General features: G+C 65.3%; 12 protein-coding genes. 6 read left to right on the top strand and 6 right to left on the bottom strand.

What is annotated here, in order from left to right; translation table 11 throughout:
* Positions 1–90: 90 nt before the first annotated feature.
* Positions 91–387: a BufA1 family periplasmic bufferin-type metallophore gene (locus LCW13_RS01315; RefSeq protein WP_043333233.1), complete on the bottom strand. Its 297-nt coding sequence runs from the start codon at positions 385–387 to the stop codon at positions 91–93.
* A 347-nt stretch (positions 388–734) separates the two neighbouring features.
* Entirely contained in the window at positions 735–2,672 is a 1,938-nt protein-coding gene (gene rmuC / locus LCW13_RS01310; RefSeq protein ID WP_052384494.1) for a DNA recombination protein RmuC, read from the bottom strand.
* A gap of 217 nt (positions 2,673–2,889) precedes the next feature.
* On the opposite strand from rmuC, the gene LCW13_RS01305 reads away from it, so the two are divergent.
* Entirely contained in the window at positions 2,890–3,477 is a 588-nt protein-coding gene (locus LCW13_RS01305) for a type 1 glutamine amidotransferase domain-containing protein (RefSeq protein WP_043333235.1), read from the top strand.
* A 390-nt stretch (positions 3,478–3,867) separates the two neighbouring features.
* The gene (locus LCW13_RS01300) at positions 3,868–4,281 is read left to right on the top strand and encodes a hypothetical protein (protein ID WP_043333237.1); all 414 of its coding nucleotides are present in this window, start codon (positions 3,868–3,870) and stop codon (positions 4,279–4,281) included.
* 133 nt (positions 4,282–4,414) lie between these two features.
* Here LCW13_RS01300 and LCW13_RS01295 read toward each other — a convergent pair whose 3' ends face one another.
* Together LCW13_RS01295 and LCW13_RS01290 are read right to left on the bottom strand one after the other, a co-directional pair.
* On the bottom strand, positions 4,415–5,881 hold the full coding sequence (locus LCW13_RS01295) for an aminoacyl-histidine dipeptidase (protein ID WP_043333239.1): 1,467 nt from the start codon (positions 5,879–5,881) through the stop codon (positions 4,415–4,417).
* Positions 5,882–6,237: 356 nt separating this feature from the next.
* Positions 6,238–8,568 carry a tRNA(Met) cytidine acetyltransferase TmcA gene (locus LCW13_RS01290; RefSeq protein ID WP_225347487.1) on the bottom strand — a complete coding sequence of 777 codons (2,331 nt, stop codon included), beginning with the start codon at positions 8,566–8,568 and terminating at the stop codon, positions 6,238–6,240.
* 288 nt (positions 8,569–8,856) lie between these two features.
* Here LCW13_RS01290 and LCW13_RS01285 point away from each other — a divergent pair, with 288 nt between their 5' ends.
* The 4 genes from LCW13_RS01285 to LCW13_RS01270 all read left to right on the top strand — a co-directional run bounded on the left by LCW13_RS01285 (position 8,857) and on the right by LCW13_RS01270 (position 12,455).
* A complete protein-coding gene (locus LCW13_RS01285) occupies positions 8,857–9,417 on the top strand; it encodes an iron transporter (protein ID WP_052384496.1) in 561 nt (186 codons plus the stop codon).
* Positions 9,418–9,593: 176 nt separating this feature from the next.
* A complete protein-coding gene (locus LCW13_RS01280) occupies positions 9,594–9,998 on the top strand; it encodes a cupredoxin domain-containing protein (RefSeq protein ID WP_225347486.1) in 405 nt (134 codons plus the stop codon).
* 76 nt (positions 9,999–10,074) lie between these two features.
* Entirely contained in the window at positions 10,075–10,935 is an 861-nt protein-coding gene (locus LCW13_RS01275) for an FTR1 family iron permease (RefSeq protein ID WP_043333240.1), read from the top strand.
* A gap of 41 nt (positions 10,936–10,976) precedes the next feature.
* Positions 10,977–12,455, top strand: coding sequence for a 4Fe-4S binding protein (locus LCW13_RS01270; protein WP_084589353.1), 1,479 nt, complete (start codon positions 10,977–10,979; stop codon positions 12,453–12,455).
* Between the two features lie 134 nt (positions 12,456–12,589).
* Here LCW13_RS01270 and LCW13_RS01265 read toward each other — a convergent pair whose 3' ends face one another.
* Together LCW13_RS01265 and LCW13_RS01260 are read right to left on the bottom strand one after the other, a co-directional pair.
* On the bottom strand, positions 12,590–14,212 hold the full coding sequence (locus tag LCW13_RS01265) for a DHA2 family efflux MFS transporter permease subunit (RefSeq protein WP_084589354.1): 1,623 nt from the start codon (positions 14,210–14,212) through the stop codon (positions 12,590–12,592).
* Positions 14,213–14,214: 2 nt separating this feature from the next.
* Positions 14,215–15,342 carry an HlyD family secretion protein gene (locus LCW13_RS01260; RefSeq protein WP_064503265.1) on the bottom strand — a complete coding sequence of 376 codons (1,128 nt, stop codon included), beginning with the start codon at positions 15,340–15,342 and terminating at the stop codon, positions 14,215–14,217.
* Positions 15,343–15,511 lie beyond the last annotated feature (169 nt).

Genomic DNA, 15,511 nt, shown 5'->3' with positions numbered 1-15,511 from the left:
GAACATCCGGTGGCGGCGTGGCGCCAGGCCACCGGATGTCAAGTTCGGGGGGATGCTCGGGAAGTCCGAGCCAGCCCCGAGGCGTGATGCTTACTTGATTTCTTCCAGGCTGCCGGTGCCATTCGGCGTCTCGATGGAGGTGCAGGTGCCTTCCGGAACCAGCTTCCAGGCATTGCCCTGATAGTCGACGGTGGAAGTCCCGGCACACGAAGTGCCCGGGCCAGCGGCGCAGTCATTCTCACCGGCCAGCGACACGCCGTAGCACTTTTCCATACCCGCCGCGTGGGCCGGGAGGGAGACGACAGCGGTAGACAGAGCGACAGCGGTTCCGAGTGCGGAGGCCAGGGCAAAAGCGGTCTTGGCGGACTTGTTCGTCTTGGTAGACATGGGCACATCTCCTGAGAAAATGCTCTTTAATGAGCCAAACGTTATTTATCTATCACTTTCGCCCCTGCGCTGCGGGCTCAATCCAACTTACGGGGGGCTTGGGAAGATGGATGCAGAAAAAATCGAAATTATTGCCGCGACTCGACAATATCGCGCTGACCGCACTCCCCTCATCGCATGCGGAAACGATACCCCGCGCTTGCGTTGACCTCGCCATGCAAACGCAAGCGGCCCCATATAGGGGGCCGCTTGCGTCGACTGTCATCTGCTGTCTGAGGGCATGTCGCAACGTCTGTTGTAACGTCAGTCGCAACGACTGCCTGCAGTGCTGCAGGCGATGAGGGCGATCAGCTATCGCCCTGCCACTTGCGCTCCATGAGCTCCCAGCGCGAGAGCGACGCAGGCGCCTGCCCTGCCTCGGTGTCCAGTGTCTCTGTGTCCAATGCCTCGGCATCCGGTGCTTCGGCACCCGGTACTTCGGCACCCGGCGCTCCGGTACCCGGTACTTCGGCGCCCGGCGCTCCGGCGACATCCTGGTCTTCGCTGGCTGCCGCTTCTTCACTGGCCGCCGCTTCTTCACTGGCCGCCGCTTCTTCACTGGCAGGCGGCTCGGGCGCGGGCTGGCGATCAAGCGCCGACGACGCGGATTTCGGCGGCTGATCCAGCGCCTGCTCGGGTTGATGCAGGGTGTCACGCGACTGGCGCACCAGCGCTTCCGGCAGTGGCTTCTTCATGCGCGCACCGAGTTCCAGCAGCTCCTCGGCACGGCTGATCAGGTTGCCGCGCCCGCTGGCCAGCCGCTTCATGGCGGTATCATGCGCCTCGCGCGTGCGACCCAGCTGAGTGCCCAGCTCCTCGAGGGATTCGGCGAGACCGCGGAACTTGTCGAGCAACGCTCCGGCGCGCTCGCCGATCACGCGTGCATTGTCGTTCTGGCGCTCCAGACTCCACAGACTCGCCACGGTGCGCAGGCTGGCCAGCAAGGTGGTCGGCGTCACCATCACCACGCCCTGGGTGAAGGCATCCTGGAACAGGCTGTCATCGTGTTCAAAGGCCAGCGCGAAGGCCGGCTCCATCGGCAGGAACAGGAACACGAAGTCCGGCGAGCCCAGCCCCTCGATAGCGGGATAGTTGCGCCGCGCCAGTCCGGTGACATGGCCGCGCACCGAGGTCAGATGCGCGCGCAGTGCGCGTGCGCGCGTCACGTCCTCCTCGGCGTTGACGTACTCGGTGTAGGCGGTCAGCGAGACCTTGGCATCGATGATCAGGTGCTTGTTGTCCGGCAGGTAGACGATGGCATCCGGACGCTGGCGTCCGCCCTCGCCGGTGAACGACACCTCGCGCTTGAACTCGATGCCATCACGCAGACCGGAGCGCTCCAGCACGGTTTCCAGAATCATCTCGCCCCAGTTGCCCTGCATCTTGCTGTCGCCCTTGAGCGCCCGCGACAGGTTGGCCGCCTCCTCGGTGATCTGGCGGTTGAGCCCCGCCAGCTGGTCGAGCTGACTCTTGAGGCTGGTGCGCTCGCGCACCTCCTCGCCATGCAGCTGCTCGAGGCGCTGACGGAAGTCGCCGACCTGTTCACGAAACGGCTTGAGCAGCTGCTCGAGCTGGGCACCACTGGCGGCGGTGAAGCGCTGCTGGCGCTCCTCGAACACCTTGCCCGCCAGCTGCTCGAATTCCTGACTCAGGCGCTCGCGCGAGTCGTTGAGCAATGCCAGCTGCTGCTCGTGATGGCTGGCCTCCTGACGCTGGCGCGTCACCAGCGAGGCATGTGTCTCGCGCAGCTCGGCGTAGCGCTCGGTCAGTGTCTCGAGACGCTCTTCACGCTCCAGCAGCTGCGCCTCCAGCACTTCCTGCTGGCGGGTCAGGCTGCGTGCCAGCGTCTGCTGTTCACTCAGGGCGCGTGACTGTTCATCCAGGCGCCCCTGCAGCGATTCGCGCAGCGTGGCGAGTTGCTCCGTCAGCGCATCGCGCGCCTGGCGCGCTTCCTCCAGCGACTGGCTCAGATAGTGTTGCTGCTGCTCCGCCTGCTGCCCATCCAGTGCGGCACGTTGCTCGATCAAGACTGCCCGCTGCTCAGCCTGTTGCTGGCGCTCACGCGACTCGTCCAGCGAGGCCTGCCACGTCTGCTGTATCGACTGCTCCTCCTCCTCACTGCTTTCCTGCAGCGCATGAAGCTGCTCGCGGGTTCGCCGCCAGCCCAGCCCCAGGGCCAACGACAGCATCAACAGCACGCCGACCAGCAACCACATCACGGCGGAAGATTCAGAAAGCAGCGACATCGGGCACTCCATGGCCTGTGAAAACGCAGCGGGGTCACCCCCCCTTGAAAGTCAGTATCGCGCATCCATGTCTTGAGTGTCAGGGCACGAAAGGACGGGAATTGCCTGCCATCATCGAGCGATGCTCACTGCGGTGAGTGACGTACGCCGAGAGCAGAATTCTCCCCTTCTCTGCCCAGCACGCTCGCAAGAGCCGAAGCACGGAAAGGAGATTCGCATGACACAGCAGACCGATCAGCAGACACGTCAACAACTGCAAGGTAAGCGCGTGGCCATTCTCGCGACCCATGGCTTCGAGGAATCCGAGCTCGCGGTGCCGCGCGCCGCACTGCAGGAGGCGGGTGTCGAGGTAGATATCGTCTCGCCGGAGAAAGACGGCATTCGCGCCTGGGCCGAAACCGACTGGGGCGAGAAGTACCAGGTCGACACCCCGCTCAGCGATGCCAGCGAACACGATTATCACGGCCTGGTGCTGCCGGGTGGCCTGTTCAATCCGGATACCCTGCGTCAGGACGAGAGCGCACTGAGCTTCGTGCGCAGCTTCTTCCAGGCTCACAAGCCGGTCGCCGCCATCTGTCACGCGCCGTGGATCCTGATCGATGCCGGCGTCGTCGAAGGCCGTCAGATGACCTCCTTCCCCTCCGTCGCACAGGACCTGAAGAACGCCGGTGCCGAGTGGCAGGACAGCGAAGTGGTGTGTGACAGCGCGCTGGTCACCAGCCGCAAGCCAGCAGATCTCGATGCGTTCAACGCCAAGCTGCTCGAGGAACTGGCCGAAGGCAAGCACCAGCATCAGCACGCCTGAGGTCGCAAGCCAGAGAGACGCAGGCTAGACAGCCGCAAGCTCTGAAGCTTGAACAGACAGACGCCCCTGCCACTTCGGCAGGGGCGTTTTCGTTGTCTCAAGGGCGCGATCCGGTGCCTTGGTGGCAGAAGTGAAGTGTCCTTGCAGCACTGGCTGAACCCCTCATCTCCGAGGTTCGTTGGCCATTCTGCAGCCGTGCGTTATAGAACCTCATTGCGAGCAACCACTTACGCCACAGGCAACGCAATCTGGACAACTCAGTTCCACAACAACACGACAAGCGACGCACGGAGACATTAGCGAACGCCTTTCGTAAAAGGCGCTGCGACACGATATTCTGACGACAAGGATCCTCTTGGGTGACTGACCGACCATACGGGAGACCGCCCCATGCATATCTCTACCTTGAACACATCTCTTACGTCTCTGCTGCCTTCCCTGCTGCTGGGACTGACGCTGATGCTCGCCACGCCGACGCTGGTCGCCGCGGATGATCGCCATCGCGCGCAGGGCCAGCACAGCGAGCGCCACAGCACGCCGCACAGTCGCCACGAGGCGATCAAGCGCCGCCATCTCAGGATGTTCGACGAACCGCGCGTGGAGCGCCATCACTCGCGCCAGCATTCTGGCCATGACATCCGCCGCCATGTCCCCAAGCGCCGCTACCATCAGCATGGGCGTCTTGAGCACGACCGCTACCGCCCGTACTACTACCAGAACCATGACTCCGGTCGGCATGGCATCCGCCGCTACCATAACGGCGTGAGCATCGGCATTCCGGCGATCCGCATCAATATCAACTGAGCTTGCGCACTCTCATCAGGCCACGCCAGCGCCTGATGCCCAGAGATAACGACGCCCAGAGATGACGACGCCCCCGCAGGCTGACCTGCGGGGGCGTCGTTCGTCTACGTGACGAGTCTTGCCTGAGAGTTGATCAAGCGGCCTTGGCAGGCTCGGCAAGTTCCGTGATCAGGCCCTTGAGCACCTGCCAGAATTCACCGACCGACTCGACCTCGACCCGCTCGCTGGGCGAGTGGGCACCGCGAATCAGCGGCCCGAAAGAGATCATCTCGAGCTGGGGATACTTGGCCCCCAGGATGCCGCACTCGAGTCCGGCATGGATGACCTTGATCTCCGGCACGCGGCCAGTGACGCGCTCGTGCAGGCTGCAGAAGCGCGCCAGCAGCTGCGCATCCGGCGCCGGCTGCCAGCCCGGATAGGCATTCTCGGCTGTGGTGGTCGCGCCGATCAGCGCAAAGAGCCCACGAATGCGTTGCTCCATCATGGTCACGGCATCATCGCGCAGTGAGCGCACCAGCGCGCAGAGATGGAAACGCCCCTCGCGCAGCTGCACCACGCCGAGGTTGTTGGAGGTTTCCACCACGCCTTCCACCGCCGCGCTCATGCGCTCGACCCCGTAGGGCGCGGCATCCAGCACCGCGACCAGCCGCTGGGTGTCCTCGACGGACAGCGCATTCTCGGCATTGCCGCGGGTCACGCTGAGCGAGACATCCGGGTCCGTCTCGCGCAGCTCGTCGCGAATCTGGGCCTCGAAGTCCGCGAGGCGCTGGCGTGCGGCGGCGACGCGCTCGTCATAGATCACCACGCCGACCGTGGCCTCACGCGGCAGGGCATTGCGCAGCGTACCGCCAGACCAGCTGACCAGACGCGGCTTGAACTCGGCCAGCGCGACCAGCGCGCGTGACATCAGGCGATTGGCATTGCCGCGACCACGATGGATATCGAGCCCGGAATGGCCGCCGACCAGGCCGCCGATGGTCAGCTCCAGCTCCGCTTCGGCATCCTTCAGGGACGAGGTGGCAAACTCGTGGGCGACATTGATGTCCGCGCCACCGGCACAGCCGATATAGACCTGTCCGCGGTCTTCCGAATCCAGGTTGAGCAGGTAGCGCCCTTCCAGCCAGTTCTCGGCCAGATTCAGCGCGCCACCCATCGAGGTTTCCTCCTCGAGGGTGAACAGCGCTTCCAGCGGACCGTGCACGAGGCTGTCATCTTCGAGAACGGCCAGCGCCGCCGCGACGCCGAGACCGTTGTCGGCCCCCAGAGTGGTGCCGCGCGCCTTGAGCCAGCCATCTTCCAGATAGGTGTCGAGGGAATCACGGGTGAAGTCGTGATCACTGTCGCTGGCCGCCTGGGCGACCATGTCGAGATGGCCCTGCAGCACGATGCCCGCTGCGCTCTCGTGGCCGGGCGTGGCGGGCTTGCGCAGACGCAGGTTGCCAAAAGCGTCGCGATCATGGGCGAGACCACGCGCTTCGGCCCAGTCGATCAGATAGGCCACCAGCGCGGCTTCATGCCCGGACGGGCGCGGGATATTGCACAGAGTGCGGAAATGACGCCAGAGGATGGCGGGGTCCAACGTATCGATATGCTCATTCATGGCGAAGATTCCTGTTCTTGTCATCAATGAGCATACGGAACAGCGGACGGGCGTGGCTAGTGGTTGTCGACACCTATCGATCAGCGACTTCGAATATGCAAGGATGGCAATCACGACCCTGCTGACAGCTGCATGCCATTCCCCACCTTCATCGGAGCCCTTATGCCTCGTCGACTACTGCTGCTGACCGCCATCTCCGCCACTGCCGGCCTGCTGATGCTGAGTGGCTGCTCGCCGATTCCTGACATGCCCGGCCCGATCGGCATTCCGGGCCTCTGAGCCGCGGCCGGCCGCTCTGCTCTTGTCAGACAGGCTTGACCGATGCTCATGTCAGATGAGCTTGTCAGACGGCCTTGTCATTCGCTCTGTTCGATCAGGCGCCCGGCGGCCGCTCGGCACCAGCGATCGCGCGCCTTGCGGCCCACGATGCCCTGCCCCTCGGCCCAGCTGATGAAGGCAGGCGCATCCTGTCCGCCGAGCGCCAGCACCAGCCCGTGACGTGACGCCTCATCGAGTCGTGCAGGCCCACAGGCCTCGAGTGCTGTCTCGAGCCACGGCCGCACCAGCGCCAGCCCCCCGCCACCACGGCGATACCAGTCCAGTCGCTGCGCGCATGCGGCTGGCGTCAGCGTGGCCAGGTCATTCTCACTTCCTCGCTGCCACAGTCTGTCGGCCAAGGCGGGCGGCAAGCCGTGCAGCTCATGCTTCAGCAGGCTGGGCAGCAGGCGCTGGAAGTCCTGCTGCAGCGCGCCGAGCAAGGCATCCTGCGCCAACTGCCCGCGCGGCGCAGATTTTCCACTCCCGCTTTCGCCGATGGCCTTGCCCATCATCACTGCGTGCTCGCCACTGGCGGCATCGCGCTTGAGGCCCATGCGCAGCGGCACGAAACCCTGCGCCAGCCAGAAGGCGACCAGATCGGCCTCGGCCCCGAAGCTGGTGCCGAGTCGCGTGACGCCTGCCGCCAGCGCCTGCTGCTCCAGCGCCTGGAGCAAGCGCGCGCCCTGACCACGCCGCCACAGCGCGGGATGCACCGCGATACGCAGCACCCGCCACCAGCGGGCCTCGGCGGCGCCCTGGTGGCCTGCATGCGCCGCCAGTGACTGTGCCAGCAGATGCCCGCGCGGACGCCGCTTGCCGCACCAGATATCATGCGCCAGGGGCGTCGGGAAGCCGCCCTCCTCGACAGCGGCCACCACCCCCAGCCAGGCATCACGCCCTGTCGTGACGTCTCGCTGACGAATCGCCATCAGCGTGAGCCCCGGCGTGTCGAGCAGCTGGCGCAGGTCCGCCGGTGTGGTGCGGTAATGCGCCTGCACCAGCAGGCCGAACAGCTGCCGCAACGCCGCCTCATCACGCGCCAATGCATCACGCTCCAGTACGACAATGTCGCAGCCCTCCAGCCACTGCTGAGCATTCTTCGCGCATGGCTCAGGCAGCTCAGGCGGCTGCGCCGAGAGCAGCAGCAAATCATCGGTCAACGCCTCCAGCGGGTCGCCGGGCGCCCAGCGCACGGGCGTCGTCATCTCCAGCGCCTGCCAGCCGGGACACTGACGCTCGAGATGATGGCGAAACCGCAGCTGGAAGCCGCGCCCGGTGCCTTCATAGCCATGCACGGTGGTGGCGAAGGCGATGCGCGGGAAATGCGCCAGATAGCCCTTCAGCAATGGCGTGGGGATGGCGGCGGCTTCATCGACGAACAACTGTGGCAGCGCCTCATCGTGACAGGCAAGGCGAGCCGCCTCGATGGCATCCGGCGCCAGAAAGCGCAGTTCGCTGCCAGAAGCCGTGTCGTCCCCCGCCTGCCCAGCCGACAAGCGAAAGACATTGCCCTCGCGCTGCCCCTGGGGCATCAGGACCGCCAGGCGTTCGAAGATCGCGCTGACCGCCGCAGGGCGCGGCGCCGTCAGCCAGACATCCTCCCCCGCCGCCAGACAGCGCGCCGCCGCGATGCCCAGCGCGCCACTCTTGCCACGCCCGCGATCGGCGCTGATCACCACGGGCCGCGCAGGTGCCAGAGCCTCCAGCGCAGCCACGCTGGCGGCCTGGTCCTGCGTCAGACAATCGCTGTCGGCGATGGCGTCTGCTCGCGCCGCCTGATTGCCGCCATCCAGCGATGGCGCAGGCAAGTGTCCGCCCTGTGGCCAGTGCAGCACACTGGCATGCGATGAGAGGCGCCGCGCCAGCCGCGCCAGATAGCGTGCCGTCAGCTGCTGCCGCTCGAAGGGCCAGTGAGCCAGCCGCGCATGATCGCCATCCGGCACTGGCGCAGGGTCTGCCGCGGCCCAGGCGGCAGGCGTCATCAGTACCAGCAGGCCCCCCGCCTTCAGGGTGCCGGCCACGGCGCCGAAGGCATCGGGGTCGAAGCCAGTCGCCGGCTGCGCTGCATCGAATATGACCAGTGACTGCTCACCGCCCAGCTGGGTGGCGGCCTTGGCCATCGCCAGCGTACGCACCGGCGTCGCGCCCGCTGTCGACAAGGCTTCACCTGTGCCCAGCCACAGCGGAGCAGGCTCACGCGCTGGCCACCGCTCACAGATCGCCTGCGCGGCGCCAGTGGGGTCATCGCCGCTGATCCACAGGCAGGCACGCTGACGCCGCGCGAGCAGATGTTGATGCAGCGTTCGGCACCACGCCTCGAGGGCAGGCAGATCAATGCGAGAAGGAGAATCTGAAGGAGGAGTCGTCATGTCGCGCAGCATGCCGCATGGCAGCGCGCCAGACCAGATGGCGCGAGAAAGTCGCGAGGCAGCCGTAAAGTAGTCGTGAGAAAACCGCGACCTGCTCGGCGCTGCCGCCAGGCCTGCCACCCGCCCCTGTTACTTGTGAAGAATCTCGTGCTTACTTGAGAAGAAGCTCATGCTCATACAACGCCCCGTTGCAAGATGAGCAACGCAAGCGGCGCAGGGATGAGAATGGTTATATTTAGGCTTATCGGGATAATGAAGCTCCACTTCCCATCATTGCGAGTCCCCCCGATGCCACAGCGTCACTCCCTCACCACTGCTCTGCCCCGCGCGCTCAAGCCTTGCCTGCTCGCCCTGAGCCTGGCGGCAACATTCGTGGCGGGTCAGGCCTCAGCACTGGAATACCCGATCGGCACGCCGGTCAAGGAAGGCGGCATGGAAATCGCTGCGGTCTACCTGCAGCCGGTGGTGATGGCCCCGACCGGCAAGCTGCCTGCCAATCAGGCCGATATCCACCTGGAAGCCGATATCCACGCGCTGATGGAAAACGACAACGGCTTCGCGCCGGGCGACTGGATTCCCTATCTCGGCATTCACTACACCCTGACCAAACAGGGTGGCGAGGCGCCGATCGAAGGCGAGCTGGTGCCGATGATCGCCAATGACGGCACCCACTACGGCAAGAACGTCAAACTGGATGGCCCGGGCAAGTACCACCTGACCTTCGAGATCCAGCATCCGGACATGCCGCGTCATATCGACAAGGAAACCGGCGTGGCCGAGTGGCCGCAGACCATCACCACCGACTACGACTTCGTCTATGCCGGCGTCGGCAAGAAAGGCGGCTACTGAGCGCCGCTCTGCCCTGCTGCATGACCCTGAATGTCTGCATCCCGTGAGGCGGCCATTGCCGCTTGCTCCTTCGATGGCCGCCTGTGCTGACCTGCACTCGCGGCCATTGGTCGCTCTACCACCAGCGCCTTGTGCTGGTGTCAGTGTGCGCTTTCCCTCATCGTCCGGAGTGTCCCATGCGCCTGACCTCTTTCTTGCCCTCCCTCTTGCCCTCTCGCCTGCCCCGTCGAGCAAGCGCCCTGCTGCCCGCGCTCGTCATGTTGCTCGTCGCCCTTTTGCTCGTGGCCCTGCTGCCTCGGCCGGCGGCCGCCAGCGACATGCCGTCCTACGACCTGACCCTCGACAACGGCAAGCTCATTCCTGAGGTCCTTGAGGTGAAGGCCGGCGAGAAATTCGTCATCCAGCTGCACAACGCGGGCAATACGCCGGCCGAATTCGAGAGCAACTCCCTGCGCAAGGAGAAGGTGCTGGCACCGGGCGTGAAGTCGTTCGTCGTCATCCATCCGCTGCGCGCGGGGAGCTATGACTTCTTCGATGATTTCCACCTGCCGGACGCGCGTGGCAAGGTCGTCGCCGAATAAGCTCGGCCACCCTGTGCCAATGACGCCTTTTTCGTCATCGATGGCGCGCACCGAACGTCAGTAGAAGAGAGTCCGCATGTTTGATCAGATCCTGTTTATCGTCTGGCGTGAAAGCGTCGAAGCCATTCTCGTCATCGGCATCATGCACGCCTGGCTGGTGCAGTCCGGCACCCGCGCGGGCCTGCGCTACCTGTGGGGCGGGGTCGTCGCCGGCCTGGTGCTGGCCGGCCTGATGGGGGCGGCGCTGATGGGCGCCAACACCTGGCTGACCGGCACCGCGCAGGAGGTCTTCCAGGCCGTACTGGTACTGACCGCCTGCCTGTTGATCACCCAGATGGTGCTGTGGATGCGCACCAAGGGCCGCACGCTCAAGGCAGAACTCGAGAGCGGCCTGGCCAGCGCCGTCTCCTCCGGCAGCTACTGGGGCGTGGCGACGCTGGTCGCCATCGCCGTGGCGCGCGAAGGCGCGGAAACCGTCGTCTTCCTCTACGGCATGGGCGCCGCCAGCCTGCAGTCCGGCGGCATCGCCAGCTTCGCGCTCGCCGCAGGCCTCGGCTTCGCCCTCGCGGTGGCGACCTTCATGGCGCTGCAGCTCGGTTCACGCTTGTTCTCGTGGAAGCTGTTCTTCCGCGTGACCGAAATCCTGCTGTTGCTGCTGGCGGCGTCACTTTTGATGTCGGGCCTCGAACAGCTGATCGGCCTCGGCTATCTGCCGGCAGGCCTCGACCCGCTGTGGGATTCCAGCTGGCTGCTCGATGATGGCAGCGGCCTCGGCGGACTGCTGGCGACCTTCGCCGGCTATCGCGCCTGGCCTGCCACGACGATGGTGGTCGGCTATCTCGGCTACTGGGTCATCGTCGCAAGCCTCATGAAGCGTCAGCGCAAGAGGGAGCGCGTCGACCAGCGCCGTCAGCTCACTGCCCGCGCGCGCAGCTGAGTCTTGTTCACGCGATCTGCCAGTCAGGAGAAACGATAGTCATGGCCAATTGCGGCTCCAGCCCCCACGGTGACATCGCCAACCTCATCGCCAGTGATGGCGGCACCCCGCCGGGCCGTCAGGCCACGCGCATCGCGCGCTTCGGACAGGCGATGCAGCAGCGGCGTGGTCTGATCCAGCTGGTGCAATGGCTGGTGGTCGGCATCTATGCCTTTCTGCTGGTGGTGCCTGCGTTGCTGCCACTGCCGGATTACCAGGCGCATATCCTCACCAATCTGACGGTGTTCGCCGAGTTCGTGTTCTGGGGGCTGTGGTGGCCCTTCGTGCTGATCAGCATGGTGCTGATGGGCCGCGTGTGGTGCGGTGTCTTCTGCCCCGAAGGCACCCTGACCGAAGCCGCCAGTCGCATCGGCCTCGGTCGCCCGATTCCCGGCTGGATGCGCTGGGGCGGCTGGCCCTTCGTGGCCTTCCTCGGCACCACGCTGTATGGCCAGCTGGCCAGCGTCTATCAGTACCCGCTGGGCGCACTGGTGGTACTGGGGGGCTCGACGGTGGCCGCGATCATCGTCGGGCTGATCTACGGCAAGGGCACCCGCGTCTGGTGCCGTCAGCTGTGTCCGGTGAATGGCGTCTTCAATCTGCTGGCGCGCCTGTCACCGACCCACTTCCGTACCGACCAGGCCCGCTGGAACGCCCACAATCAGGCTGTCCGTCAGGGCAACGCCGTGCGCATGCACGCCCCTGACTGCGCGCCGCTGATTCCGCTCAAGCAGCTCGACAGTGCCGGTGACTGCCATGTCTGCGGACGCTGCAGCGGCTACAAGGACGCGATGCAGCTGGAGTGGCGTGCGCCGGGCGTGGAGCTGGTCGAGCCGCCGCAGCCGGTGCGCTTCACCCACTACTCGGTGCTGGTGTTCGGCCTGCTCGGCATCGCCATCGGCGCCTTCAGCTGGAGCGCCAGCCCGTGGTTCGTCGCCCTCAAGCAGCAGCTGGCCTTCTGGCTGATCGATCACGATCTGATGTGGCCGCTGACCACCACCCTGCCGACCTGGATTCTGACCAACTACCCCGAGCACAACGATGTCTTCAACCTGCTCGATGGCAGCCTGATCACGCTGTGGATCGTGGTCGGTGGCGGCCTGCTGGGCGCGCTCACCAGCCTGCCGCTGCTGCTGGGCAACTGGCTGATGGGTGGCAAGGCGACGCTGTCACGCCTGTGGCACCTCTCGCTGAGTCTGATTCCGCTGGGCGGGCTGGGCGTGTTTCTCGGCCTCTCCGCCACCACCATGACGCTGCTGCGCGGCGATGGCATCAATCTCACCTGGGCCAATGATCTGCGCGCCACCCTGCTGGCACTGGCCTGTCTGTGGGGGCTGCGGCTGGCCTGGCGCATCACCGGCGAGCAGCGCAACGGCGGCCTGCTCGCCGGCAACGCTGCACGGCTGATCGGTACCGCGAGTGTCGCGCTGGCCTGCCTGCCCGCACTGGGCATCTGGTATCTGATGTTCTGGGGCTGGTGACGCCCTGCTGGCTGAATGCTGACTGACAGAGGCTCAATGCCTGAAAGACAAAGACCCGCCGATTGGCGGGTCTTTGTCTTTCAGCGACATGCGGCGTTTTCTCAAAGTACGCTCAAGGAGCCTTCAAGGCGCCATCAGTGCGCTGGGCTCTGTTCGCCACTTTCGCTGGCATCCGCCTTGCTGGCCGGGTCTTGCGGGCGACGGAACAGGAAGGCCGCCACGCTGCCGACTACATAGACCGCGCCCAGCCACAGGAAGATATTGTCGAAGGCCAGCACCTCGGCCTGGATGCTGATGCGCTGGGCGATCATCTGCACACCGGCCTGCCACGGATCAGCCAGCCCCGCGAAGGTCGACTGATAGCTTGCCAGCTGATCGATCACCACCTGGCGGCTCTGGTCGATGGCCCCGATCATCTGGTTCCAGTGATAGTCCTCACGCAGCTCGCGGATGGTATCGATCAGCGCCAGTCCCACCGCGCCGCCCAGGTTGCGCATCACGTTGAACAGGCCACTGCCGTTGCCTATCTCGTGGGGCGCCAGACGCCCCATCGCCAGCCGGGAGACCGACAGCAGCACCATGATCTGGCCCGCGCCGCGGATCACCTGCGGCCAGAAGAAGTCATCGAAGCCCGAGTCCGAGGTCAGGTGCACGTTCATGCCGGTGCCGAGGCCGGTCAGCACCAGGCCGATGCACAGCATCAGGCGCAGATCGATGCGGTCGGAAAGCTTGCCCGCCACCGGCGCCATCAGGAACATCACCACGCCGCTGACGAACATCACCTGCCCGATCTGCACGCTGGAGAAGCCGGAAATCGAACCGAGAAACAGCGGCACCAGATAGACCAGCCCGTAGAGCACCACGCCGATCCAGAAGCCGATGATCGCCCCCAGCGCGAAGTTGCGGTCCCTGAACGCCCGCAGGTCGACGATGGGGTTGCTGGTCGTCAGCACGCGCCAGAAGAAGCCGACCGCCGCCACCGCGCACACCACGCTCCAGAACAGGATCAGCGAACTGGCGAACCAGTCATCGCCGGGCCCCTCCTCGAGCACGAATTCGAGACTGCCGAGAAAGACCGCCATCAGCGCCAGCCCCAGCGTATCCAGACGACTGAGCAGACCGCGGTCGCCGCTGTCGATCTCCAGATTGCGCCACACCAGCGCCGCCACGATGATGCCCGGCACCAGATTGACCAGAAACAGCCAATGCCAGCTCATGTATTCGGTGATGTAGCCGCCGACGGACGGCCCGATGGAGGGCGCCATGGTCGCCACCAGGCCGATCACCGCCTGGATGCTGCCCATCATGCGGCGCGGGAAGATCGAGAAACTGGCCGCCTGGGTCAGCGGAATCATCGCCCCGCCCATGAAGCCCTGGACCGCACGCAGCACGATCAGGGCTTCCAGCGAGGTCGAGAGCGCACAGCCCAGGCTCGCCAGCGTGAAGCCCAGCGCCGAGACGGTCAGCACCAGCCGCGTCGAGAAGATGCGCGCCAGCATGCCGGAGAGCGGAATCATCACGATCTCGGCGATCAGGTAGCTGGTCTGCACCCAGGAGATCTGGTCCTGACTGGCGGCCAGGCCCGCCTGCAGCTCGTTGAGCGAGCTGGACACGATCTGGATATCCAGAATCGCCATGAACATGCCGAACACCGCGGCCACGAAGCCGATCTGCTGGCGGCGCGTCGGCATGTCACTGGCGCTGCCCGCGGGGGGCTGGCTCGGGGATTGAGCCGAGGACTGAGTCGTCTCGGCCATGCTTACTGCGCTCCGCGATCAGCGCTGGCGACCTGCGCGGCATCGGGCGCGATGACGTCCCTGGAGAGGCTATCGACGGCATAGGAGCCGGTGTCCGAAAGCTCTCGTGTATCGACGCTGGGGATGACCGACAGGCCGGCGCGCAGACGCGGCAGCGCATCCGCTGGGCCGGTCAGGCGAATGCGCACCGGCACACGCTGGACGATCTTGTTGAAGTTGCCGGTGGCGTTGTCGGTCGGCAGCAGGCTGAACTCGGTGCCGGTCGCCGGCGCCAGGCTATCCACCACGCCCTCAAACTCGATGTCCGGGTAGGCGTCCACCTCGAGACTGACCGGCTGGCCGACGCGCATGCGCTCGGTCTGGGTTTCCTTGTAGTTGGCCACCACATAGGCGCTCTTCACCGGCACCAGCTGCATCAGGGTCAACGAGGCGCTGGCCATGGTGCCCACCTCGACACTGCGATTGCCGACCACGCCATCCTGCGGCGCGTAGATCGAGGTCTTCTCCAGCTGGTGGCGCGCGTAGGCGAGATCCGCCGCCGCTGACACCACCTGGGCACGCGCCGATTCCAGCTGCGCCTTGTAGACCTCAAGCTGCTGCTGGGCAGACACCAGCGCGGCCTGCTTCTGGGCAACGCTCGCCTCGGCGGTTCGCATGGTCACCTGGTCATCTTCATAGGACTGACGCGAGGCGTAGCTGCGGCTCTCCAGACTTCTGGAGCGCTTGAGATGCAGCGCCGCCTGATCGCGTTCGGCCCTGGCCGAGGCCAGCGATGCCTTGGCCTCGTCGATCTTGGCGCCTTGCAGGTCCAGCTGACGCTCGGCCTGGACTTCCCCGGTGCGGGCGTTGTCCAGCGCGGCACTGGCCTGGTCCAGATTGGCCCTGGCATCTTCGTCATCCAGCTGCACCAGCAACTGCCCCTTCTTCACCGGCTGGTTGTCGTGCACCAGCATGCGCGTCACCCGCGCGGTGATCTCGGAGCGCACCGCGACGCTGTCGGTACGCACATAGGCGTTGTCGGTCTCCTGCATGAAGCGCCCGACCTGCCACCATTCGACCCCCATCACTCCGCCAGCGATCACGCCCGCCACCACGATGAGTGCCACGACACCCTTGCCTGCCTTGTTCATTCGGCGACTCTCTCTTGCTGCCTGTCGGTGACAGGCGTGTAATCTGTCTGACGCTGCGGATGAGGCGGCCACGGCGCTTGCGAGCGCTCAGGCCACGGCTGTCATCTTGCATCGCCACAAAGTGTAATGAATACTACACTTCCTTGAGGCAGCCCCGACAGTTTCGACA

The organism is Cobetia amphilecti, from assembly GCF_020217465.1.
GTDB classification, from domain to species: domain Bacteria; phylum Pseudomonadota; class Gammaproteobacteria; order Pseudomonadales; family Halomonadaceae; genus Cobetia; species Cobetia amphilecti.
The sequence above is the reverse complement of the archived record's forward strand: the minus strand, read 5'-3'. Positions and strand labels throughout refer to the sequence as shown.